We start from the raw sequence: 21,864 nt of genomic DNA on the forward strand, positions 1-21,864 counted from the left end.
TGATTTTTAACATTCTCTCATAAACATTTTTATTACGCTTTATGTTTTTCAGAGTATGTTATACTACGTTATATTTATTCAAACATAAAGGCACTCATTGAAATGTTTTTCCATTGAAACCCTTCGTATATTTTAGTAGGTTTATCTCCTAAAGCACTAGCAAAAACTAAAGGTAAAAAGTGCTCAGTAGTAGGATGTGATATATCAAATAATTCATTTTTGTAGACATCAATCATCTTTTGGGAATGTCCACTAAATGTCTTTTCCAATAATTCCTTAGTAACTAGGTTATCAAAGGTCTTCGCCCAATGGTCAGGAATTAAATGATGTCCACCAAACTTTTCTATTCGGTTTGTGTTGTGAACCAATCCACCGCTTCCAATAAATAAAATATGCTCATTACGTAATTCTCTCAATACTTCACCCATTTCTTTATGATAGATAGGGTCAAGACTAGAGTTTTGTGAAATTTGTATTACGGGTATATTGTCTTTTGGGAACAATAACATCAGAGGAATTAATGCACCGTGGTCAAGCCCACGTTTGGGCTCGATCGATGCTTCTATACCCGAAGTATTAAGCAAACTAATAATACGATTTGACAAATCAGGATTCCCAATAGTTTTATAATTGGACTGAAACTCTTGTGGAAATCCTTCATCTAGTTGCACCATTGTTGAATTTGCAGTAACTCTAATGTTTTTAGTTTGCCAATGACCTGATAAGATTACTATGGCATCGGGTAAAACTGTAAGATATTTTTTTCGAAGTTTTTCAAAATCTCTTTTTAATTGTTCACTTTTAAATGCTTCATAAATTGTTCCGTGAGATATAAAAAGTGATGGTTGTCTGGTTTTCATAATTTAAACTATTTGTTTACCAGTCTTATTATTTTTTACTGAGAAAGGTTTATCTATTAGCAAAAGTATTACCAAAAGAACTATCGATAAACCAGCGCCACCAGCAATCGTCATAAAACTATCATTATTTGTAATGTGGGAACCTATTGCTCCGTGCATTAAGAAAATTAACCCTAATGCACCATATCCTCTTAATTTCGGAATGATTAAAGCAATACCTCCTATAAGATCAATTAGTCCTATAATTATTGTCCAAGTGTGATCATAATTTATAGCTGCCATACTTTCTAGAAACATATCTATCCCAAAAAAAGGCATTACTACTTTCATCAAACCAATTCCAGCAAATTGAATAGCTAAGAGGTAAACGAGAATGTTTTTTACTATGCTCATAATTTTAAATTTTAAAATGATTATTATTTACTGATTAAAAATTTTAAGTGGTTAATTTTTTAAAGAATCCCTCCGTTTATTTGAATGACTTGTCCATTTATCCAATCCATTTGAGGGGTAACTAAATTTACTGTCGCCTTTGCAACGTCCTGAGTGGTCCCTAAACGATTTAAAGGTGTTTGTTGAACCAACATATCAATCATTTCTTGTGGTGCTACCAGTCCATCTGTTTGTGTTACGCCTGGTGAAACTACATTTACTGTAATTTGTTGATCACCGGTTTCTTTAGATAATGACAAGGCGAACTTTTCAATTGCAGATTTAGCACCTCCATAAGCACCACTGGCAGGTGTTGGCATAGCCGCTGCGCCACTACTAAAAACAATAATTTTCCCGCCATTACTTAGGCTTTGAGCTGCTTTTTGGAGGGAAAAAAAATGCCCTTTTACCGCTGCAAACATGCTATCATAACCTTCTTCTGTCATTATAGCCGTTGGCATAAAAATACTTTGTGAGAATGCTACACCAATATAAATATCCAGTTTACCTCCAAAATTCTCTGGCACGTAGTCAAATACTTTATTCATATCCTTTCTTTTGGTAATGTCTGCCTGCATTCCTAAAATGTAAGGACTAAACTCTTTGGCCTCGGTTTCTGTAACCTTAGCTTCTTTCTCATTACTACGGTAGGTAAATAATACATGCGCACCTTGTTTGGCTAATTCAATGACAATCGCTTTTCCAATTCCTCTACTTCCGCCTGCGACTAATACTCTTTTTCCTTCTAATAAATTTTTCATGATTTCTATTTTTATAATTGTTAATTGCAACTGTTGTTTTTTACAACAATATGGTTAAATTTTTTTCTATCTATTTAAGTTATTTTTAATTTTTTTCATACTTTCAATACTATTAATAATTTCAACTTTTGACATTCCTTTATACGCAGTCTCAAAGGAAGATTCTATTGCTTGAATGATTAATTTTTCATTCCTTTTTGTATAATCTGATAAACATACCAACTTTGTTCTTCGACTTTCTGGGTCGTCTTTTCTAGTTACAAAACCAGACTTTTCCAACTCGTCAATAATTCTTGAGGTTCTTGGACGATCATATCCAAACCATTCGGCAATTGTTTGTTGTGGAACTTGATCTTGTTCTAACAACCTATTTATAATAGGGAAATATTCAACTTTTAAAGGAATACTTCTATTATCAAATTGAAGTTGTAACTCTTTTTTAAGCAAGTTGAAAATAGAACCAGATAACTGACCTAAAGAGGTTGTTCTGTTGTAATTAATATGATTGTTGTTATTCATAACTGTTGCAAATATACAACAATTATTTGATTCTCCAAATAAATCTGAAAATATTATTAAGAATAATAACCAAAACTGTTAAAAATCAAGTCAATATGAAGGAAGAAAATTCGTTTTTAGATTTCAAGTTCGTTGGTTTGTCTAATGTACTACAACGTTTAATGCAAAATGCGTTTTAATGCATTTTTACATAGTGTTAGGGATTGTTTTTATTTTTTATATAGCGGATTAATCATCCAATACTCTGGTTAATCTATCTCTAAGAAATTCCTTGAAGTTTGAATAACATTGCTCCATATCTGATATTTCCTCAATACCAGGATTCCAGTAAAACATTTTTCCAAATCTATCTGATTCAGGATCACAACATAAAACCCATTGATCTCCTAGTCCTGCATCACCTAGTTGGACATATTTTTTAAACAAGCCATATTCTTGTTGACTTTCAAGACTTAAACCAACAAAATTTTGATGAACAGGATCAAAATCATCTGGAATGTTTATTAATCCATTTATTTCTACAGATTTTACTGAAAGAGAACCAAACTTGGCAAGATAGTTTTTAAAATCTTCGGGAAGTTCAATATTCAGGTCATTAGAAATTTTTTCCAATCTCGTGTTCGTTGCGGGGTCCGAAGTGTAGATTATTTCGTCCTGCTCTTTAAATTTTTGAATTAGATCGTCAATCATTTTTGAGTCTTATTTTATTCAATTATCCCTAACGGTTTGTGTATGGTTAATTGCGTGGCTCGCGCAACTAAAATAGCAAAAGGAAACTGAACCTTAGGAAAATCAGCAGGATTTTCAGAAGTAGGCGAGAACCAGCAATTACTTATAGGACACGTTGTTAGCAAACGTTTAATTGTTTCCGGTTTACAGAGATTCAAGATATTGGTAAAATCCGTTTTTACCAATAATTAAAAAAGAGTTCTATAGTATTTCCAATAATGAAACTCATCAAAGCTCCAATAATTGAAATCCGTCCAAGTTTAAAAGTATCCGTAAAAGCTAACCAAAGTGATAATAAAGCACAGCAAATAAAGAGTATCATTGCGTAGATTGGTAACATGCTTGAAAAAAGTCCTAGTAAATTAAAAATAGAATCTAATAGAACGGTAAACCCAAATAATGCTAATGTAAAATTAGCGTTTACATGTCTTTTAAAGAGATAAATGCCCGCAATCAAAAGCTCAATGCTAATGGCTAAAGGGCCGAATTGGGTATAATATTCTTTTTTTAAATAGGCTTCTATACCCACAGGAAATTCAATTTCTAAATAAAATAAAACTCCGAGCGTAAGAGCCAAAATTATGAATATTAATGCGATTATTTTTAATGGTTTCATGAGGATGTTTTTGAATACGTAATAATAATGTTTGCTAACTACTATATAACAGCAATTGTGCTTATTTCTTTTATAACAACTGTTTATAAACGTTTAATTCTACGGCTACAATTATTTTTCTTAAAGAAAGATAAAATTACCCAGATATAAAAGCGACTACACAAAAAGTAGGTGGTGATTAATAAACAAGATTATCAGTGAACCTGGGATTTATAACTGCTAATTTTAGGGGTGTCAGGTCTTATCATAAAACTAATTAGAAGAGTTTATAATTTTATAGCAATACCTAACGTTATTGACTAACAAACTCTTAACGTCATGCAATTAAAAACTCTCTTAACAACCCTATTTCTTTTTTCGATCTTTTATCTTTCTGCTCAGGATAAAGTATTAGTATTTACCAAAACTAATGGTTTTACACATCCTTCCATCGGAGCGGGTGTTACCATGATAACGAATCTTGGAAATACCAATGGGCTTTGGACAACGGATCAAACGGATAATGCTAATGATTTTAACGCAAATAATTTAGCACAATATAGTGCTGTAATTTGGTGTAATACTAGTGGTAATAATTTATTAAATGCTTCACAACGTCAGGCTTTTGAAGATTTTATTACCGCTGGCGGTGGTTTTTTAGGTATCCACGCGGCTACGGATACCTACAGAGATCGAAGTTGGCCATTCTACAATGAACTTGTAGGAGGAATTGTTCAGACTAGTCCTAATCATACCAGTAATAATTTTAATGCAGATATGACCGTTGTAAATTCTCATCCATCTGTTGATTTCCTTGGAACTACCTGGAATAAATCAGAAGAATATTATTATTGGAAAAATAACGGAGGCCAATTATTTTCGGGCAATATAGATCTATTGATGGTAGAGTCGACCGGATCTAATGATTATGATGAAGCCAGACCTATTTCATGGTATAAAGAATACGGAGGTGGACGCTCTTTTTATACAGCTTTAGGTCATAATTCTAACGATTATACAAATGATACTGATTTTATAAAACATGTAGAAGAAGGTATAAAATATGTTATTGGAAATACGCTGAGTATAGGAGATTTAGATCAAGAAATACCTTTTCAGATTACTCCCAATCCGGTAAGTGATGTTTTTAGATTTTCTACTTCTGATGTGGTTAGAACAAAATCTTTAAGGATTTATGACATTAATGGACAATTAGTATACAAGGACGAAATTCCGTCCGCAGTTGCTTCTATTGATATTAATATCGAGAACTTATCGAATGGATTATACATAGGAAGTATAATATCAGGGAATCAACAAAGTAATTTCAAATTGGTAAAAAAGAATTAAGGTACGATATAAGTTCCTTTCCAATTACCGGTTTCTTTTTTAAAGACAACTCGAATATGATTAGGTCTTTTTAAACGTAAATATTCTATACGCATAGGAATAATCCTAATTGCAGAAAAAAAATGTGTTCCTTCTAAGTAATCAACGTTATCAGGGTTTTTGATTTCTATTCCAGGTGATAATTCTGTTGAATAGTCTTTTCTATATTGTTCCGGAATTTGTTTCCATATTTGTTGTATAGTTTTATCATCTGTAACAATTTCTGCTTTGGCTTTTATAGTGACTTGTAATAACCGTTCTTGATCATAAAACAAAAGGCTTACTCGATTATTTGCTTGGATATTTGCAATTTTTTTGGACCTTTCATCGGTGTATACCATCATATTTAAATCATCATCCACATCTCTTAGAACGACAGTTCTTAATCTAGGGATACTATTGAAATCAGAAGTGGCTAGTGTGAAATATCGAAACGGATGTGTCTTAGTTTCAATAGCTGTTTTTAGGTCAACTTTAATAGATGAAAATATAATATCGGTCATTGGTCGTTAGGTTTATTAAGAATATTATAAAGTTAATCAATTTATAGACCAACCTCAAAAAAGCAGATGCTAATCTTAGGCAAGGTTTACTTAGTTTTCCATACCTCTTTTTCCATCCACGGAATAGTTGTTTTTAATACTTCTTGATATTCACAAGCTTTTAAATGGGTATTTCCTTCAGCTTCCACAAAAGTTATATTACAACCTAATGCTTTGGCTTCAGTAACCCGTTTTCTTACTTTTTTAATAGGAAAAAATTTATCTTCTGTTCCCTGGATTACATAAATTGGGATATTTAATTTTTCTTCTACCTTACAATTAGATCCCATGAGTACCATTCCAGAAAAAACCCCTTCATAATCTTTAGCATATTGCCATCCTGCAATTGCTCCATTGCTATAACCTACCAGTACAACCTTGTTAGGATCTATTGGCCAGTGTTCTTTAGCCAGATCAATAAAATCCAAAATTCTTTTCTCGAGATAATCTAATGTCCAGTTGCGCCAGGCTCCAGATGGGCTAAAAATGATACCTCCAGCATTCTGTAATGCAGGAGCGACAAGACAATTGCTGAACTTCATGTAATTCTTGCTACCTACGCCTCCATGTAGTAAAACAAATAGTGGTACTTTCTCGCCTTCTTTAATTTTTGGAATGGTAAGATCGTATTTCCATTCTGATTCTTTATCATTGACTTTGATAGTACTAATTCTATTGCCAGGAGTTAGTGGGATTGCTTTAAAAGATTCTGCATTTATGCTACTTATGTAATCTTTAGAGCCTCTTGTATCCAATCCGCTTTTACACGAAGTGATAATAGTGAGAATACCAAAACATAAGAGGTATGAAAATGAATATTTCATAGTTTTTCTATAAATATACTAAGTAAGTGGTTGTTTTTTGGGACAATTAACAAGGTGTTTGTAAAATAATCAATGAAGTTGAAAATTATATCAGTCAGGATTTCGAGGGTTGTAATTTAATTTTATTTTTGCCTATGCAAAATAACGTACTCATTTTAGATTTTGGATCACAGTATACTCAACTAATTGCAAGAAGAGTAAGAGAATTAAATATTTATTGTGAAATCCATCCTTTCAATAAATTACCAGGTAATTTATCAGATTTTAAAGCAGTTATACTTTCTGGATCTCCATTTTCTGTAAGAGGTGAGGATGCACCACATCCTGATTTGTCAGAGATAAGAGGAAAAAAGCCACTCTTAGCGGTTTGTTATGGAGCTCAATATTTAGCTCATTTCAGTGGAGGTGAGGTTGCTCCATCTAATACACGTGAATACGGAAGGGCAAATCTATCCTTTATAAAACCTGATGAGGAATTCTTTAAAAATATATCTTTAGGTTCACAAGTTTGGATGAGCCATAGCGATACTATAAAGTCATTACCTGCAGGAGGAGTATTATTAGCAAGTACTGGAGATGTAGCAAATGCAGCCTATAAAATTGAAAATGAAGAAACTTATGCGATTCAGTTTCACCCAGAAGTATATCACTCTACCGACGGTAAACAATTATTAGATAATTTTCTAATTGGTATTGCAGGTATTCAACCCGATTGGACACCAAGTTCTTTTGTAGATACTACGGTAGCAGAGCTGAAAGAAAAACTAGGAAATGATAAAGTTGTTTTAGGATTGAGTGGTGGAGTTGATTCTACTGTAGCTGCAGTATTACTTCATAAGGCAATAGGAAGTAATCTTCACTGTATTTTTGTAAACAACGGATTACTTCGTAAAAATGAGTTCTCTTCTGTATTGGATCAATACGAAGGAATGGGACTTAATGTAAAAGGTGTGGATGCTTCGGCACGTTTTTTGGATGCCTTAGCTGGAGAAAGTGACCCTGAAGGAAAACGAAAAATAATAGGAAGAGTATTTATAGAAGTTTTTGATGATGAAGCTCACCAAATAGAAGATGCTAAGTGGTTAGCGCAAGGAACTATTTATCCAGATGTAATCGAATCTGTTTCTGTAAATGGAGGTCCATCGGCTACGATTAAATCACATCATAATGTAGGTGGATTACCTGATTTTATGAAATTGAAAGTAGTGGAACCTTTAAAAATGTTATTTAAAGACGAAGTAAGGAGAGTAGGAAGGTCTATGGGACTTGATCCTGAGTTGTTAGGAAGACACCCATTTCCTGGACCTGGACTAGCAATTCGTATATTGGGAGATATTACTCCAGAAAAAGTTAGTATTTTGCAAGAAGTTGATGCTATATTTATCAATGGACTAAAAGATAATGGTCTCTATGATAAAGTATGGCAAGCAGGAGCTATGTTGTTACCTGTGCAAAGTGTTGGAGTAATGGGAGACGAAAGAACCTATGAAAAATGTGTGGCATTAAGAGCTGTAGAAAGTACAGACGGAATGACTGCTGATTGGGTAAATCTTCCATATGAGTTTTTACAAAAAACCTCTAATGAAATAATAAATAAGGTAAAAGGCGTTAATAGAGTAGTGTATGATATCAGCTCAAAGCCACCTGCAACCATAGAATGGGAGTAATTTAGCAAGGTATTAACGCTTTGGTTCTTTAAGAATCAGATCCATAAAAATTAAATCGAATGAAAAAAGTATTGTTGTTCTTTTTTGTGCTTCTTCTAACCAATATTGGTTTTGCTCAGCAGTATAAAAGTCATAAAGTTGCTCAAGGAGAAAATGTATATAGAATTGCAAAACGATATAATACAACTCCAGAAGCAATTTATAAAATAAACCCAACAGCAAAAGAAGGAATTAAAGAAGGACAAATTCTGGCTATTCCTGTGATTGATGATCAAGAATATCAAATTCATGTCGTTGTAGAAGATGATACTGTGTATAGTTTATCTAAGAAGTACAACACAACTCCAGAGGCGATTTACAATTTAAATCCAGATGCCGTTAACGGAATTAATCTTGGACAAATTTTACGCGTAGCTAAACTGGAAAAAACAGATGAGGCTGATAAGAATATTGCTACGGAAAATGTGAGTGATCCAATCTTAGATAGTATCAAGCCATTAGAAGAAATACGACAAATTGTTCGATTTAAAACACATAAGGTAAGAAGAAAAGAAACCTTATACAGTATTTCAAAGAAGTATGATATCACTGTAGATGACATCAAAAAGCATAATAAAAGATTGTACTCTGAACAAATTCGAAAACGTGATAAGCTCCGAATTCCAATATACGCAGAAGAAGCCGTTGCGGAAACAGAAACTCCTAAAGATACTTTAAGTAGCAGAGTTTCTACCACCACAAAATATATTGTAAAACCAAAGGATACAAGATATAGTATCGCTAGAAGACACGGTATTACTGTTGGAGAATTAAATCAACTCAATCCGGAATTGGACCCTAATTTTCCTATAGGTATGGAAATTATTGTGCCAACTACTATTTTCGTTCCATTACGAGAAGTTATAGACCCTGAGTTCGAATTGTATGAAGTTCAACCAAAAGAAACTATATACAGTATTCTTAAACGAACCGAAATTTCATCGGATTCTTTGTTTAATATGAATCCATACTTAAGAGACGGTCTTAAAGCAGGTATGGTAATAACAATCCCTAAAAGAGATCAAGCTGATTCATTGGCTATTGATTTTCCAGAAAGAAAAGTAGTGCCGCTTGAGAATATGTTATATAATTTTAAGACAAAGAAACTAGCAATAATGTTACCTTTTGGGTTGGATACATTGGATCTTAATGCCAGAAAAGAGACAGAAGAGTTCTTAAAAAGCAGAAAAGCGAGAGGAGTAAGAGTTGCTCTTGATTTTTACAAAGGAGTTCAGATGGCTGTTGATTCGGCGAAGACAAAAGGACTTAGTGTCGATCTTACCGTTTTTGATACCCAAAGAAATAATAATGCGGGTTATATAAAACAACTAATTGATCAAAATAATTTTGATGAAATGGATGTCGTGATTGGACCTTTGTATCAGACAAATGTAGAAGCTGCAACTGCAGAATTAAAAAAGTATGAAACGCCAGTGCTTTCTCCTTTGTCTAATAAAGAATCTAAACTCTATAGTAATTTCTTTCAGACGATACCGACAGACATAATGCTTCAGGATAAATTGATTAATTATGTAGAAAAGGATTCTACTGATAAGAATATCATTATTGTTGTGCAGCAAGGAAAAAAGAAACACGAGGATATAAAGAATAAGTTGATTGCCAAATTTCCAGATGCTAAAATTGCAAGGATAGAAGAAGGTAATTATTTATATGAACTACATTTGAATAAAGTTTTAGACAAAAACAAACCAAATTGGGTTTTTCTGGAGTCGGATGATGTAGCAATGATTAGTAATGTAACTCCTTTGCTCAATGCTAAAGCAGAGAGCCATAAGATTACATTATTTACTACAGATAAAGATGATGCATTTGATGACGACAATATAAAAAATGAATATTTATCTAATTTACATTTACATTATCCGTCAATAGATAAAGAATTTGATAACTACGATGAGAATAATATGACTCCTTTTGTAGCAAGATATAAAAAGGAATATGGAACTATTCCGAGTAAGTATGCAGTAAGAGGTTTTGATATTACGTATGATATTTTAATGCGATTAGGTTCAGCAGATGATTTGTATCACGCAGCAACTTTTGAAGGAACAACAGAGTATGTGGAAAATAAATTTAATTATGCTAAAAAGCTCTTGGGAGGCTATTATAACAAAGCATCCTATATTATTAAATTTGATGATGAATTGAAGCTCACTGTGATAGAATAAAATTTATTTCATCAATAATCAATTTTACAGCTGATTTTAAAATCATTTTTTTTATTTTTAGATGCTGAATTGTTTTGTTTTTAATACGAAAATAAAACAGAGGTAAACTTTGGTTTAGATTTTCAGTTAATTTTAAACTCGTGGTATGGAAATTGATATAGAGTTTAAAAGACGATTTTGATAAACTAAAGTAATTACTGAATTTTGGAAAAATTGTTTAGATTGGGATAGATATAAATTTTTATATCTGAATATAAATAAAATCTATTTTAGTAAAGATTATTAATACTTAGCCCCGTATTATATATTTGGATGCTGAAATAGAAAACAACAACTTTTAGCCGGGCATAATTATTGCAATTATGGGTAAATTTTTTACTATTCTCTTAGTTTTAGTTTTTGCTAATCACGGATATGTAGAGCGTTTTTCTTATGCAGAAAAGAGTAAGTTAGATTGGTCAGATTTTAGAGGAGAACCTAAAACAGACAGTGATTTTGATGCTAGTGTCAATACAGGTATAACTTATCAATGGTCTATAAGTAAGGATTACGGAAAAACTGAATTGAAGTACGAAGTGGACAGCTTTTGTTACCCGTCATTATCATGGGTTAAAAAAGGGCAGTCTACTAAATACCTGCTATTGCACGAACAACTCCATTTTGATATTTCCGAATTGCACGCAAGAATCATGCGTAAGAAATTAAAAGAGTACAAACCCGGTAAGAACGTTCGTAAGGATCTTAATAAGATGTATAAAAGGGTGGAGCGAATGAGAATTAATATGCAGGAACAGTATGATTTAGAAACGGACCATTCCAAAAATAAAACTAGTCAGAAAAAATGGGAAAAGAAGGTCAAGAGTTTAATGCGATACTATAAAGCTTATACCAAATAGGTTCATTTCATCCCCTAAGAATTTATGGATCAACAATCCCAAAAGGATTTTTTAGTCAAACTCGCCAATACCAAAATGCCTTTTGGTAAATATAAGGACAGATATCTTATCGACTTACCAGAACATTATATTGTTTGGTACCATAACAAAGGATTTCCAAAAGGAACTCTTGGTCAGCAAATGCAAACTGTTTACGAACTAAAACTAAATGGTCTTGAGTATTTGATAAGAAATATTAGAAAGCTATAGCTACATATTTACAAATTGATATTCTCCAAGTTCGTATTCTCGTAAATCAATCTCTTTTTCGTTTAGTAAAATTCCGTGTTCTACATAGGCTTTTAAGTTGGTAAGCCAAAAGGTCCATCCATTGCTGCAACCGAAATGTAATTTTAGTTTACTATCGTCATCCTCCGGAATTTCAAATTGAGTAAGTACTACGATGGTTATGTTATTTTTTTCTTCAAGTTTCACTGATACTTTACAGCCACCAAATAACAATTCAATATAATCCTGTCCATTAGCCTCAAGAATCTTTCCTTCTTCTTTGTCGTCCCAGTTATGCCAGTACCATGAATATGAGTCTCCTTTCTGAAAATGTTCTGAGGGCGCTCTTTTTTTACCTTTTAAAGAAATGTATTCAGCTTCTCTTAAGAACCAGGATGTGATTCCTTCTGTGGTTGTCCATAAATCATATAGTTTCTCTGCGGAAGTATGGATGTAAATCTTTTTTGTAAACGAGTTCCATTGTAGCTTTTTCATGATACAGATGATTTGATGTGTTGATAAAAATAAGAAAAATTCATCTTAAATCTTGTTAATGATAACATGCTAAAAGTATTGTTTTTTAGAAGGTTATGATTTGTTTTATGCGAGTTTAAGTAAACTTTAATTAGAAATTCTTTGATTCCATAAAGAATTGGGTAATTTTATTAGTGAAACTCTGTTTTGAAAAGTTGCATAGCAATGCATTCAAAATAGATAGTTGAACTAATCCCGCTTTTTCAGCGGGATCTCAGGTCTAATACCTCGAAGCTTGCTTCGGAACCTTAAAAACTATTTTCCATTGAATACCTCGTATGCTTGCATCGAGGTAGTTTATTTTCTAAAGGAGAATTATTATCTATTTGACATCTCATAAATCATTGATTACATGAAAATATATAAACTAACTATCGGAATTTTTATTTGTTGTATCGTTTTTCAAGGACAGGTTTACTCACAAGAATTTAGTGAAGGACCATTTTCTCAACTTATTATTAGAGGTGTCACCTTGATTAATGGTAATGGTTCACCTCCAAGAGGTCCTGTAGATATTGTTGTAGAAAAAAATATCATTAAAGATATTATAGTGGTAGGGTATCCTGGAGTCGATATAGATGATGCTAAACGACCAAAACTGAAACCAGGAGGTAAAGAGCTAGATGTTCAGGGAATGTATCTTTTACCTGGTTTTATAGATATGCACGGTCATATTGGAGGAGTTGCACAAGGAGCTGATTCAGACTATGTGTTTAAATTATGGATGGCTCACGGAATCACAACAGTTAGGGAGCCAAGCGGAAGAGGAATTGATTGGACATTGAAACTCAAAAAAGCTGGCGAAAGAAATGAAATTATAGCGCCACGTATTTATGCATATACTGGTTTTGGACAAGGAAGTAAGCAACCCATAAGCACGGCAGAAATGGCTAGAAATTGGGTTCGAGAAAATGCTGAAAAAGGAGCCGATGGAATAAAGTTTTTTGGTGCTGCTCCAGAAATTATGAAAGCTGCATTAGATGAGAATAAAAAATTAGGATTAGGCTCTGCTTGCCATCATGCCCAAACCGATGTTGCTCGCTGGAATGTCCTTAATTCTGCCAGAGCCGGATTAACAACCATGGAACATTGGTATGGATTGCCCGAAGCGCTGTTTGAAGATAAAACCATTCAGCATTATCCTTTAGATTATAATTACCAGAATGAACAAAATAGATTTGAGGAAGCTGGAAAACTATGGAAACAAGCTGCAAAACCATATTCCGATCATTGGAATAAGGTGATGAATGAACTTCTTGAATTGGATTTTACATTAGATCCTACTTTTAATATTTATGAAGCCAGTAGAGATTTACAAAGAGCTAGAAGAGCAGAGTGGCACGAAACCTATACATTACCTTCTCTATGGAAATTCTATCAACCTAGTAAGATTTCACATGGTTCGTATTGGCATGATTGGGGAACCGAACAAGAAGTAGCTTGGAAAGAGAATTATCGTTTATGGATGACTTTTATAAATGAATATAAGAATCGTGGTGGAAGAGTTACTACCGGTTCGGATTCTGGATTTATATTTCAGTTGTATGGTTTTGCCTATGTCAGAGAATTGGAGCTTTTAAGAGAGGCAGGTTTTCATCCTATGGAAGTAATTAGAGCTGCTACATTAAATGGTGCTGAAGCTTTAGGAGTTTCGGATAAAATTGGATCTGTTGAAGTCGGTAAATTAGCTGATTTTGTATTGGTAAAAGAAAACCCTCTTAAAAACCTAAAAGTACTATATGGTACTGGTGCGATTAGATTAACAAAAGAAAATGAAGTGATTAGAGCGGGAGGTGTTCAATATACTATTAAAGATGGTATTATTTATAATGCGAAAGAATTGCTTGCTGATGTAAAAAGAATAGTTGATGAGGCTAAAAAAACTGAAAACTTTTCTATAATTCAACCAGGTATAAAAGAGTAGACTTATTTCTACTATTGAACGAAAATGAAAATGCATCTGGAATTGACCAGATGCATTTTTTATATAAAAAATTGCATTGCTTTATGAAGCGGACACTTCAACTTTGTTAAATATATCTACACCTACCTGATTCTTGGTTAAATCTTCAAAAGTTTCACGTTTACGGATCAGGTGTGCTTCGTTATTGTGCCAAAGTACCTCTGCAGGACGAAAACGAGAATTGTAATTGCTAGCCATAGAAAAACAGTAAGCTCCGGCATTTTTAAAAGCTAGAATATCACCTTCCGTAATTTCTAAAATTCTTCTGTTAGTAGCAAAAGTGTCGGTTTCACAGATGTATCCTACGATAGAATAAAAACGCTCTCTACCTTTAGGGTTCGATATGTTTATGATTTCATGATAAGAGTCATAAAACATTGGTCTTATCAAATGGTTGAAACCACTATCAATTCCTGCAAAAACAGTAGAAGTTGTCTGTTTTACAACATTTACTTCTGCTAGAAAATATCCAGCTTCGCTCACTAAGAATTTACCTGGTTCGAAACCAAGGGTTAATTCTTTTCCGTACTCTTTACAAAAATCATTAAAACGTTTTGTGAGTTTTTCACCAAACTCTTCAATATTAGTTTCAATATCTCCTTCTTTATAAGGAACTTTAAAGCCACTTCCGAAATCTATAAAATCCAGATTTTTAAAGTTTTTGGCAGTTTCGAATAATATCTCACTGGCATATAGAAATACATCAATATCCAAAATATCACTACCCGTATGCATGTGGATACCATTAATATTCATTCCTGTATTTTCCACAATCCTGAGAATATGTGGAATCTGATGAATAGAAATACCAAATTTACTATCGATATGACCTACAGAAATTTTACTATTTCCTCCAGCCATAACGTGTGGATTAATTCTAATGCAAACAGGTACATCAGGATGTTTTGTTCCAAACTGCTCAAGAATAGATAGGTTGTCGATGTTTATTTGTACACCCATTTCAGAAACCTTTTCAATTTCTTTTAAGGAAACTCCGTTTGGAGTAAAAATGATATTAGTGGGTTCTACACCGGCCAATAATCCTAATTTAACTTCCTGGATGGATACGGTGTCTAATCCGGCACCTAATGAATTCATTAGCTTTAATATCGCAAGATTAGACAATGCCTTGACAGCATAGTTAAGTTTTACATGTTTCACCTGTTTAAAAGCACTGGTTAGGCGTTCGTACTGTGAAACAATTTTTTCGGAGTCATAGACATATACAGGACTCCCAAACTCTTTTGCGATTGCTAATAAATTTGCGTTTTCCATTTTAATTAAAATTAAGGGTACGAAATTACTGTTTTTACTATAGATTACCTCTAAGCGCCGCGTAATTAGTATAAAATTATCTAAACTTGAAAAAAATTGGCTTTAAATAACGAATTTTTAATTTTTGAACAGATATTATACACAGAGTAGGCGTTTTATTTAGTATTTTTAAAATAAAAAATGTTAGCACTTTTTCCTTTACAATTAGTAGTGTATCCAGGTGAGCGATTACCTCTTCATATTTTCGAAAAGAGATATCAGCAGTTGATTTCTGATTGCGAAACTGAGGGGATCTCGTTTGGGGTACCAGCCTATATTGACAAAAAATTGGAATACGGTACCGAGGTTACCCTGCAAAAAGTAGAAAAAAGACATCCTAATGGCGCCAGTGATGTGATTTGTGTGGGTACGAGAGTTTTTAGAATCAAGAGTTTTCATAAACAATTACCAGGTAAACTATATGCAGGAGGAGATGTTGAATATTTAGAAGATAGGGAGAATGGAGCAGAAGAACTCCAGGAAGAATTGTTGAAAAATATTGCTATTTTGTATGTGGAACTAACCATCGAAAAACCTCCTATTTTTAATATTCCATTTGTGAGTTATCAAGTAGCACATAAGGTTGGGTTAGCGTTACATCAGGAATATCATCTACTAAAGTTAAGAAGTGAACTGGAGCGACTGAACTACCTGATTGGTCATCTTAAAATTACGATTCCTGTAGTTAGAGAAATGAATCGTGCTAAGGAAGTAATTAAAATGAATGGCCACTTTAAAAATTTTGACCCACTGGATTTCGAGGATTTCGAACTATAATTAAGTGATCCTTCAATTTCAGATAATTTATAGGGTTACTTTTTAGATTAGAAGACTCCTATTTTAATATAACTTTTTTTACCACAAAAGATTGGCACAGTAACTTCACTTTTCCTATTTTTGGGACTCCTATTCAAAAGGCAAAAAATAAGACTATGAACTTACACGAATATCAAGGTAAAGAGATATTAAGCAGCTTTGGTGTGCGTATCCAGCGCGGTATTGTTGCACAGAATGCAAAAGAAGCAGTTGCTGCTGCAAAACAATTAACTGCAGAAACAGGTACTGGATGGCACGTGATCAAAGCACAAGTACACGCAGGTGGTCGAGGAAAAGGTGGTGGAGTAAAACTTGCTAAGAATCTTCAGGAAGTTGAGGATATAGCAGGACAGATCATCGGGATGAATTTAATAACTCCTCAGACATCAGCAGAAGGAAAGAAAGTACATCAAGTGTTAGTTGCAGAAGATGTATATTATCCTGGAGATAGTGAACCAGACGAATTTTATATTTCTGTATTATTAAATCGTACTACTGGACGAAATATGGTTATGTATTCTACAGAAGGTGGAATGGATATCGAAACTGTTGCAGAAGAAACTCCACACTTAATATTTACTGAAGAAGTAGATCCTTCAGTAGGATTATTACCATTTCAGGCTAGACGTGTTGCTTTTAACTTAGGATTAAGCGGTGGTGCGTTTAAAGAGATGACTAAATTCGTAATGGCATTATATACTGCTTATGTAAAATCAGATTCTTCTATGTTTGAGATCAATCCTGTTTTAAAAACAAGTGATGATAAGATCATGGCAGTTGATGCTAAAGTGACAATTGATGATAACGCATTATACCGTCATAAGAATTATGTGGATATGCGAGATATTCGCGAGGAAAACCCAATTGAGGTTGAAGCGAATGAAGTAGGACTTAACTATGTAGATCTTGATGGTAATGTGGGATGTATGGTAAATGGTGCTGGTCTTGCGATGGCAACAATGGATTTGATCAAACAAGCTGGTGGAGAACCGGCTAACTTCCTTGATGTTGGAGGAACAGCGGATGCTAAACGTGTGGAAGAAGCGTTTAGAATTATCCTTAAAGATGAGAACGTAAAAGCAATTTTAATCAATATTTTTGGAGGAATTGTTCGTTGTGATCGAGTAGCTCAAGGTGTAGTGGATGCGTATAAAAATATGGGAGATGCTATTAATGTTCCTATTATTGTTCGTTTACAAGGTACCAATGCAGATATTGCTAAAGAATTAATCGATAACAGTGGATTGGATGTACAGAGTGCTGTACAGTTCCAGGAGGCTGCAGATAAAGTGCAAGCAGTATTAGCATAATATCTAACAAAGATTTATAATATATTTTGAAGCGATTCATACGTTGGGTCGCTTCTTTTTTTTTGCGAAAGATTAGTAATATGGATAAAAAAGTAGAACAAATAGTTACTATGCTCAATATGACACCACATCCCGAAGGTGGGTTTTATAAGGAGACTTATAGAAGTGATGGTGTTATTCCGAAAGCAGTTTTAAAAGATCAATTCTCTGGAGATCGTAATTATTGTACAGGAATTTATTTTCTACTTACTTCAGAAAATTTTTCAGCTTTTCATCGTATTAAACAAGATGAGATGTGGCATTTTTATGGAGGAAATTCGTTGTATGTACATGTGATTACTCCAGAAGGAGTGTATACTAGATATGCCGTAGGAATGAATCTGGATCAAGGAGAATCTCCTCAGTTGGTAGTGCCTGCGGGTTGTTGGTTTGCTTCTAGTGTAAAAGACGCAGAAGGCTATTCTTTTGTGGGCTGCACGGTATCACCTGGTTTTGATTTTGCCGATTTTGAGCTGGCTGGTAGGGATGTTTTGGTAAATCAATATCCTGATCATTCGGAGATAATTACACAATATACTCGCCAATAGTTTTATAAAGAAAAAGGAGAGAACTGTTTATGATTCTTGGATTATTAAATAGTCTTATTTTAAATTAGCTGAAAACACTAGTCAAAACTATTGAAAAGACTATAAATTATGTACTTTTAGTTCATTAAAATGAAACGAGCCGCAACAAAACTTTTGATACACATCGGAGATGATTATTGGCGAGTTCCTTTTCACATTTAAATAATATTATAAATTACAAGAAATTAAAGAAATATGATACCTGAAATAGAGAAATCATTAAATGAACAAGTACGATATGAAGCTACGGCGTCTGCACAATATCTTTCTATGGCATGTTGGGCTGATGTAAACGGCTATAATGGGATAGCCGACTTTTTTTATACGCAATCTGAAGAAGAACGTGTTCATATGACTAAGCTAGTCAAATTCATTAATGAAAGAAATGGACAAGCAGTAATACCTGCTATCGAAAAACCAAGAAATGATTTTAATTCATTAAGAGAATTATTCGAAATTTTCTTAGAAAGTGAAGAGTTTGTAACTGCGCAGATCAATAATGTTATTTTTCAATGTCTAGAACATAAAGATTATAATGTGCATAATTTTATGCAGTGGTATGTAGCAGAACAATTAGAAGAAGAAGCAGTAGCGAGAACTTTATTAGATAAATTAAAAATTATCGGTGATGATAAATCAGGACATTATTTATTCGATAGAGATATTAATACCTTTCAGATAAGTAATTCACAACAGGAGTAGGTAACTGGTTGTTAATAAGTAACTAAATAAAATTAAAAGATTCTTTTTTTGAGAGTCTTTTTTTTATATTTTTGCGCTTTATTTAGATTCAATAAAAATTAAATACTAGTGCAGAATTCCGGAATGACCTCATTATATTCACCTTGTGCAGCAATGAATTGCGAAGTTAGTTGTGGTGGGAAAAAGAAAAAATGTTGCAAGAAATATAAGAAGAAGGGTAAAAGTAATTGTAAAAGATGCCCTAAGTTATAAGTTAGGTAAACCAGCTCGAACGATTCAAATCTCGATTATCGAGTATTAGAATTATAGAATAAACTCCTAAATAAGCATGTGATCGCATGCTTATTTTTTTTACTCATTTTTTAAATAAATAAGACTAGAAATACCGCACCTGATGAATTTAATTTTGTAATGGATTAAGAGTTTATTAGGATAGATTGCAAAAATGATTTTATAGATTAGTAGTGTGTAAATAACTAATCCTTTAGAATGATTGCTAGGAAAACAATAAAGACAATATTTTTTCAAAGTATTTTTTTAGGGTCACTGTTCTTTTTAATTAGATGTTCTGTACCTGTAGAAGAGTTAAACGGAAGAGAAATTTTACAAAAAAGTAAAAAATATCATGATCCTTCGAATGTTTGGGGGGAAATAAGTTTTGAAGTTCATATCCAAGAACCTAGAATAGCAAATCCGGTTCGATATTCTATTATAAAAATGAATAACACTACTGGTTCATTTGAACTTCAGCGGAATAGAGATCAATATGTGTCTACCCATATCGTAGAAGAGAATGGACTTACCAGGGTATTACTAAATAATTCTGAAACTATAGATTCTGTATTGGTTGCTAAATATCGATTACAATCAGAAAGAAGTAGTGTGTATCAGGAATTTTATCAAATAATGTATGGCTTACCAATGACATTGAATGATCAAACCTTAAAAAGTATTGATACTACTACAGTTGTAGATTTTAATAATGAAAAGAGTTATGGAGTTGAATTAGAATTAAAGAAAGCGATATTTTCTAAATTTTGGAAGTTATATATAAGAACTTCAGATTACAAATTGGTAGGGTTAGAGATTATATTTCCGAATGAATCTAAAAAAGGAGAACGATTATATTTTGAAAAAGATTTTAATTACAAAGGAGTTATTATACCAAGAATTAGACACTGGCATGAATATCATGATGATAGCTATTCTGGATCAGATATAATTATTAAAAGTATTGAGTGATAATTCAGTAGAATCTAATTAAAATCATAATCGGATTTAAATAAATTATACCTTTAAAATCAGGCATCATGAAAAATTTTCTAACATTATTTTTATTACTCACAATTTCCATTACAGTTGCTCAAGAATCAGATCGCAAACTGGTAGAGCAAACGGTAAACTATTATTTAGAAGGAGGCACAAAAAACGATTTTGAAACCCTTAAAAAAGCATTTCATAAGAATGCTACCATGAAATATATTAGTAATGGTTATCAGGAAGTTAATGCGATTGAGTTTTTTAAGAAAGGGATGAAACCCGGACCTAAGCAGAATCGAAAAACTAAAATTACAAATATTGATATTTCTGGTCATGCTGCCAGTGCCAGATTAGAAATAGAGTATGCTACTTTTTCATTCATTGATTACATGAATTTATTGAAAATTGATGGTGAATGGAAAATAGTTAGTAAAATTTTCTACAGAAAACCACACGATAAAAAGTAATTTATAAAGAAAAATCGAGGTATTATGTAACATTATACGTTTAAACAGGTATAGTATATATAGATGTACATTAGTTTTAAATTGCATTAAATGAAAAACTCTGTTTGATTTTAATGAATTTCATGGTCAAAATATTATGGAATAATTGAAGCAAAGATTTTAGTGCGATTAAGAAGTAGTATTAATCACGTTTTAAAAACTGTCAAGATTTAACAATGATGAAATTAAAAATTATGAGAACACTCTTTTTCTTTGTTATACTACCTATATTAGGATATGCTCAAAACAATGAAGAATCTATTTTATACTTAAATCAAAAACCTCCTGGATTACAACCAGAAATATTTGCTCCTAATATAATTTCTAAACCTTCAGAATCAGAATTTGGATCTATCTTCTCTAAAGATGGAAAAGAATTTTTTTACGGAGTAGATATTAATGGAAGACCCGAGATCAGGTATACTAAATTAGAAAAAGATTCTTGGACCGTACCAAAAACTATTATATCGCACCCGGTATATAGTGGTAATGACCCATTTCTTTCGCCTGATGAAACAGAGCTCTATTTTATATCAGATAGACCCTTAACAGGAAAAGGGAATAAAAAAGATATAGATATCTGGTATGTGAAGAAAGAAGAAAATGGATGGTCTGACCCTATAAATGCCGGATCTAATATTAATTCTAAAGGGGAGGAATATTATATTTCCTTTACGGATAGTGGTACTATGTATTTTAGTTCAAATGGGATCTCAGAAAATAGTAATTTTGATATATATGCTTCAAAAAAAGTAAATGGCGAATTTCAGAAACCAGAGAAATTGAGTGATGCTATAAATACGAAAAATTACGAAGCAGATGTATTTGTAGCTCCAGATGAATCTTATGTTATTTTTTGCGCGAGACGCAAAGAAGGATTGGGTAGAGGAGATTTGTATATCAGTTTTAAGAATGAAGATGGTAGCTGGACTACATCTAAGAATATGGGGGCTTCTATTAACACCAAAGGACATGAATTATGTCCATTTGTTACCAAAGATGAGAAATACTTTTTCTATACTAGTAATCAAGATATTTATTGGGTTGATGCTTCCATTATTGATCAATATCGATAGAAATAATAAGTAGTTTTGTTGTTTATTACTGTGAGATAGAGATGATAA

Annotated in this window: 23 protein-coding genes; 13 read left to right on the forward strand and 10 right to left on the reverse strand. The window is 32.8% G+C overall.

From position 1 onward, the window contains the following. Positions 1-74: 74 nt before the first annotated feature. The 6 genes from Q0910_RS07105 to Q0910_RS07130 all read right to left on the reverse strand — a co-directional run bounded on the left by Q0910_RS07105 (position 75) and on the right by Q0910_RS07130 (position 3,917). Positions 75-860 (reverse strand): class III extradiol ring-cleavage dioxygenase, encoded by a 786-nt coding sequence (locus Q0910_RS07105; RefSeq protein WP_299214107.1) that lies wholly within the window; start codon positions 858-860, stop codon positions 75-77. 3 nt (positions 861-863) lie between these two features. Further along, a complete protein-coding gene (locus Q0910_RS07110; protein WP_299214110.1) occupies positions 864-1,253 on the reverse strand; it encodes a DoxX family protein in 390 nt (129 codons plus the stop codon). A 59-nt stretch (positions 1,254-1,312) separates the two neighbouring features. Then, on the reverse strand, positions 1,313-2,053 hold the full coding sequence (locus tag Q0910_RS07115) for an SDR family oxidoreductase (protein ID WP_299214113.1): 741 nt from the start codon (positions 2,051-2,053) through the stop codon (positions 1,313-1,315). Positions 2,054-2,119: 66 nt separating this feature from the next. Then, positions 2,120-2,572 carry a MarR family transcriptional regulator gene (locus Q0910_RS07120; protein WP_299214116.1) on the reverse strand — a complete coding sequence of 151 codons (453 nt, stop codon included), beginning with the start codon at positions 2,570-2,572 and terminating at the stop codon, positions 2,120-2,122. 228 nt (positions 2,573-2,800) lie between these two features. Next, complete coding sequence (locus Q0910_RS07125; RefSeq protein WP_299214119.1) at positions 2,801-3,262, reverse strand: SMI1/KNR4 family protein; 462 nt, start codon at positions 3,260-3,262, stop codon at positions 2,801-2,803. A gap of 217 nt (positions 3,263-3,479) precedes the next feature. Next, positions 3,480-3,917, reverse strand: coding sequence for a hypothetical protein (locus tag Q0910_RS07130; RefSeq protein WP_299214121.1), 438 nt, complete (start codon positions 3,915-3,917; stop codon positions 3,480-3,482). A gap of 318 nt (positions 3,918-4,235) precedes the next feature. Between Q0910_RS07130 and Q0910_RS07135 the strand changes: the two genes are divergently transcribed. Next, positions 4,236-5,246: a ThuA domain-containing protein gene (locus Q0910_RS07135; RefSeq protein WP_299214124.1), complete on the forward strand. Its 1,011-nt coding sequence runs from the start codon at positions 4,236-4,238 to the stop codon at positions 5,244-5,246. Here the strand turns inward: Q0910_RS07135 and Q0910_RS07140 are convergent. Both Q0910_RS07140 and Q0910_RS07145 read right to left on the reverse strand, forming a co-directional pair. Beyond that, a complete protein-coding gene (locus Q0910_RS07140) occupies positions 5,243-5,788 on the reverse strand; it encodes a pyridoxamine 5'-phosphate oxidase family protein (protein ID WP_299214127.1) in 546 nt (181 codons plus the stop codon). The two genes, Q0910_RS07135 and Q0910_RS07140, sit on opposite strands and share 4 nt — an antisense overlap. An 86-nt stretch (positions 5,789-5,874) precedes the next feature. Continuing rightward, a complete protein-coding gene (locus Q0910_RS07145; RefSeq protein ID WP_299214130.1) occupies positions 5,875-6,651 on the reverse strand; it encodes an alpha/beta fold hydrolase in 777 nt (258 codons plus the stop codon). Between the two features lie 134 nt (positions 6,652-6,785). On the opposite strand from Q0910_RS07145, the gene guaA reads away from it, so the two are divergent. The 4 genes from guaA to Q0910_RS07165 all read left to right on the forward strand — a co-directional run bounded on the left by guaA (position 6,786) and on the right by Q0910_RS07165 (position 11,691). Further along, complete coding sequence (guaA, locus tag Q0910_RS07150; RefSeq protein WP_299214133.1) at positions 6,786-8,318, forward strand: glutamine-hydrolyzing GMP synthase; 1,533 nt, start codon at positions 6,786-6,788, stop codon at positions 8,316-8,318. A gap of 59 nt (positions 8,319-8,377) precedes the next feature. Continuing rightward, positions 8,378-10,546, forward strand: a complete 2,169-nt coding sequence (locus tag Q0910_RS07155; protein WP_299214136.1) for a LysM peptidoglycan-binding domain-containing protein — start codon at positions 8,378-8,380, stop codon at positions 10,544-10,546. Between the two features lie 362 nt (positions 10,547-10,908). After that, the gene (locus Q0910_RS07160; RefSeq protein ID WP_299214139.1) at positions 10,909-11,442 is read left to right on the forward strand and encodes a DUF922 domain-containing protein; all 534 of its coding nucleotides are present in this window, start codon (positions 10,909-10,911) and stop codon (positions 11,440-11,442) included. Positions 11,443-11,466: 24 nt separating this feature from the next. After that, positions 11,467-11,691, forward strand: a complete 225-nt coding sequence (locus Q0910_RS07165; RefSeq protein WP_298313270.1) for a DUF3820 family protein — start codon at positions 11,467-11,469, stop codon at positions 11,689-11,691. Here the strand turns inward: Q0910_RS07165 and Q0910_RS07170 are convergent, their stop codons facing one another. Further along, positions 11,692-12,204 carry an SRPBCC domain-containing protein gene (locus tag Q0910_RS07170; protein ID WP_299214142.1) on the reverse strand — a complete coding sequence of 171 codons (513 nt, stop codon included), beginning with the start codon at positions 12,202-12,204 and terminating at the stop codon, positions 11,692-11,694. It abuts the gene before it with no gap. Between the two features lie 391 nt (positions 12,205-12,595). Between Q0910_RS07170 and Q0910_RS07175 the strand changes: the two genes are divergently transcribed. After that, positions 12,596-14,167, forward strand: a complete 1,572-nt coding sequence (locus tag Q0910_RS07175; RefSeq protein ID WP_299214144.1) for an amidohydrolase family protein — start codon at positions 12,596-12,598, stop codon at positions 14,165-14,167. 81 nt (positions 14,168-14,248) lie between these two features. Here the strand turns inward: Q0910_RS07175 and lysA are convergent, their stop codons facing one another. Beyond that, positions 14,249-15,481: a diaminopimelate decarboxylase gene (gene lysA / locus Q0910_RS07180; protein WP_299214147.1), complete on the reverse strand. Its 1,233-nt coding sequence runs from the start codon at positions 15,479-15,481 to the stop codon at positions 14,249-14,251. Positions 15,482-15,661: 180 nt separating this feature from the next. Here lysA and Q0910_RS07185 point away from each other — a divergent pair, with 180 nt between their 5' ends. From Q0910_RS07185 to Q0910_RS07215, 7 genes are all read left to right on the forward strand, one after another. Continuing rightward, positions 15,662-16,297, forward strand: coding sequence for an LON peptidase substrate-binding domain-containing protein (locus tag Q0910_RS07185; RefSeq protein WP_299214150.1), 636 nt, complete (start codon positions 15,662-15,664; stop codon positions 16,295-16,297). Positions 16,298-16,452: 155 nt separating this feature from the next. Further along, positions 16,453-17,646: an ADP-forming succinate--CoA ligase subunit beta gene (sucC, locus tag Q0910_RS07190; RefSeq protein WP_299214153.1), complete on the forward strand. Its 1,194-nt coding sequence runs from the start codon at positions 16,453-16,455 to the stop codon at positions 17,644-17,646. 80 nt (positions 17,647-17,726) lie between these two features. Next, entirely contained in the window at positions 17,727-18,233 is a 507-nt protein-coding gene (locus tag Q0910_RS07195) for a cupin domain-containing protein (protein ID WP_299214156.1), read from the forward strand. A gap of 234 nt (positions 18,234-18,467) precedes the next feature. After that, positions 18,468-18,974, forward strand: coding sequence for a ferritin (locus Q0910_RS07200; RefSeq protein ID WP_299214158.1), 507 nt, complete (start codon positions 18,468-18,470; stop codon positions 18,972-18,974). A 489-nt stretch (positions 18,975-19,463) separates the two neighbouring features. Continuing rightward, a complete protein-coding gene (locus Q0910_RS07205) occupies positions 19,464-20,216 on the forward strand; it encodes a DUF6503 family protein (RefSeq protein ID WP_299214160.1) in 753 nt (250 codons plus the stop codon). Between the two features lie 68 nt (positions 20,217-20,284). Then, a complete protein-coding gene (locus Q0910_RS07210) occupies positions 20,285-20,701 on the forward strand; it encodes a nuclear transport factor 2 family protein (protein ID WP_299214162.1) in 417 nt (138 codons plus the stop codon). Between the two features lie 233 nt (positions 20,702-20,934). Beyond that, entirely contained in the window at positions 20,935-21,816 is an 882-nt protein-coding gene (locus tag Q0910_RS07215) for a hypothetical protein (RefSeq protein WP_299214165.1), read from the forward strand. Positions 21,817-21,864 lie beyond the last annotated feature (48 nt).

The organism is uncultured Aquimarina sp. (genome assembly GCF_947495315.1).
Classification (GTDB): domain Bacteria; phylum Bacteroidota; class Bacteroidia; order Flavobacteriales; family Flavobacteriaceae; genus Aquimarina.

Bases quoted from the DNA above. Each gene is read 5' to 3' on its own strand.
- Q0910_RS07105 (WP_299214107.1), bottom strand. From the start codon at position 860: ATGAAAACCAGACAACCATCACTTTTTATATCTCACGGAACAATTTAT.
- Q0910_RS07110 (WP_299214110.1), bottom strand. From the start codon at position 1,253: ATGAGCATAGTAAAAAACATTCTCGTTTACCTCTTAGCTATTCAATTT.
- Q0910_RS07115 (WP_299214113.1), bottom strand. From the start codon at position 2,053: ATGAAAAATTTATTAGAAGGAAAAAGAGTATTAGTCGCAGGCGGAAGT.
- Q0910_RS07120 (WP_299214116.1), bottom strand. From the start codon at position 2,572: ATGAATAACAACAATCATATTAATTACAACAGAACAACCTCTTTAGGT.
- Q0910_RS07125 (WP_299214119.1), bottom strand. From the start codon at position 3,262: ATGATTGACGATCTAATTCAAAAATTTAAAGAGCAGGACGAAATAATC.
- Q0910_RS07130 (WP_299214121.1), bottom strand. From the start codon at position 3,917: ATGAAACCATTAAAAATAATCGCATTAATATTCATAATTTTGGCTCTT.
- Q0910_RS07135 (WP_299214124.1), top strand. From the start codon at position 4,236: ATGCAATTAAAAACTCTCTTAACAACCCTATTTCTTTTTTCGATCTTT.
- Q0910_RS07140 (WP_299214127.1), bottom strand. From the start codon at position 5,788: ATGACCGATATTATATTTTCATCTATTAAAGTTGACCTAAAAACAGCT.
- Q0910_RS07145 (WP_299214130.1), bottom strand. From the start codon at position 6,651: ATGAAATATTCATTTTCATACCTCTTATGTTTTGGTATTCTCACTATT.
- guaA (WP_299214133.1), top strand. From the start codon at position 6,786: ATGCAAAATAACGTACTCATTTTAGATTTTGGATCACAGTATACTCAA.
- Q0910_RS07155 (WP_299214136.1), top strand. From the start codon at position 8,378: ATGAAAAAAGTATTGTTGTTCTTTTTTGTGCTTCTTCTAACCAATATT.
- Q0910_RS07160 (WP_299214139.1), top strand. From the start codon at position 10,909: ATGGGTAAATTTTTTACTATTCTCTTAGTTTTAGTTTTTGCTAATCAC.
- Q0910_RS07165 (WP_298313270.1), top strand. From the start codon at position 11,467: ATGGATCAACAATCCCAAAAGGATTTTTTAGTCAAACTCGCCAATACC.
- Q0910_RS07170 (WP_299214142.1), bottom strand. From the start codon at position 12,204: ATGAAAAAGCTACAATGGAACTCGTTTACAAAAAAGATTTACATCCAT.
- Q0910_RS07175 (WP_299214144.1), top strand. From the start codon at position 12,596: ATGAAAATATATAAACTAACTATCGGAATTTTTATTTGTTGTATCGTT.
- lysA (WP_299214147.1), bottom strand. From the start codon at position 15,481: ATGGAAAACGCAAATTTATTAGCAATCGCAAAAGAGTTTGGGAGTCCT.
- Q0910_RS07185 (WP_299214150.1), top strand. From the start codon at position 15,662: ATGTTAGCACTTTTTCCTTTACAATTAGTAGTGTATCCAGGTGAGCGA.
- sucC (WP_299214153.1), top strand. From the start codon at position 16,453: ATGAACTTACACGAATATCAAGGTAAAGAGATATTAAGCAGCTTTGGT.
- Q0910_RS07195 (WP_299214156.1), top strand. From the start codon at position 17,727: ATGGATAAAAAAGTAGAACAAATAGTTACTATGCTCAATATGACACCA.
- Q0910_RS07200 (WP_299214158.1), top strand. From the start codon at position 18,468: ATGATACCTGAAATAGAGAAATCATTAAATGAACAAGTACGATATGAA.
- Q0910_RS07205 (WP_299214160.1), top strand. From the start codon at position 19,464: ATGATTGCTAGGAAAACAATAAAGACAATATTTTTTCAAAGTATTTTT.
- Q0910_RS07210 (WP_299214162.1), top strand. From the start codon at position 20,285: ATGAAAAATTTTCTAACATTATTTTTATTACTCACAATTTCCATTACA.
- Q0910_RS07215 (WP_299214165.1), top strand. From the start codon at position 20,935: ATGAGAACACTCTTTTTCTTTGTTATACTACCTATATTAGGATATGCT.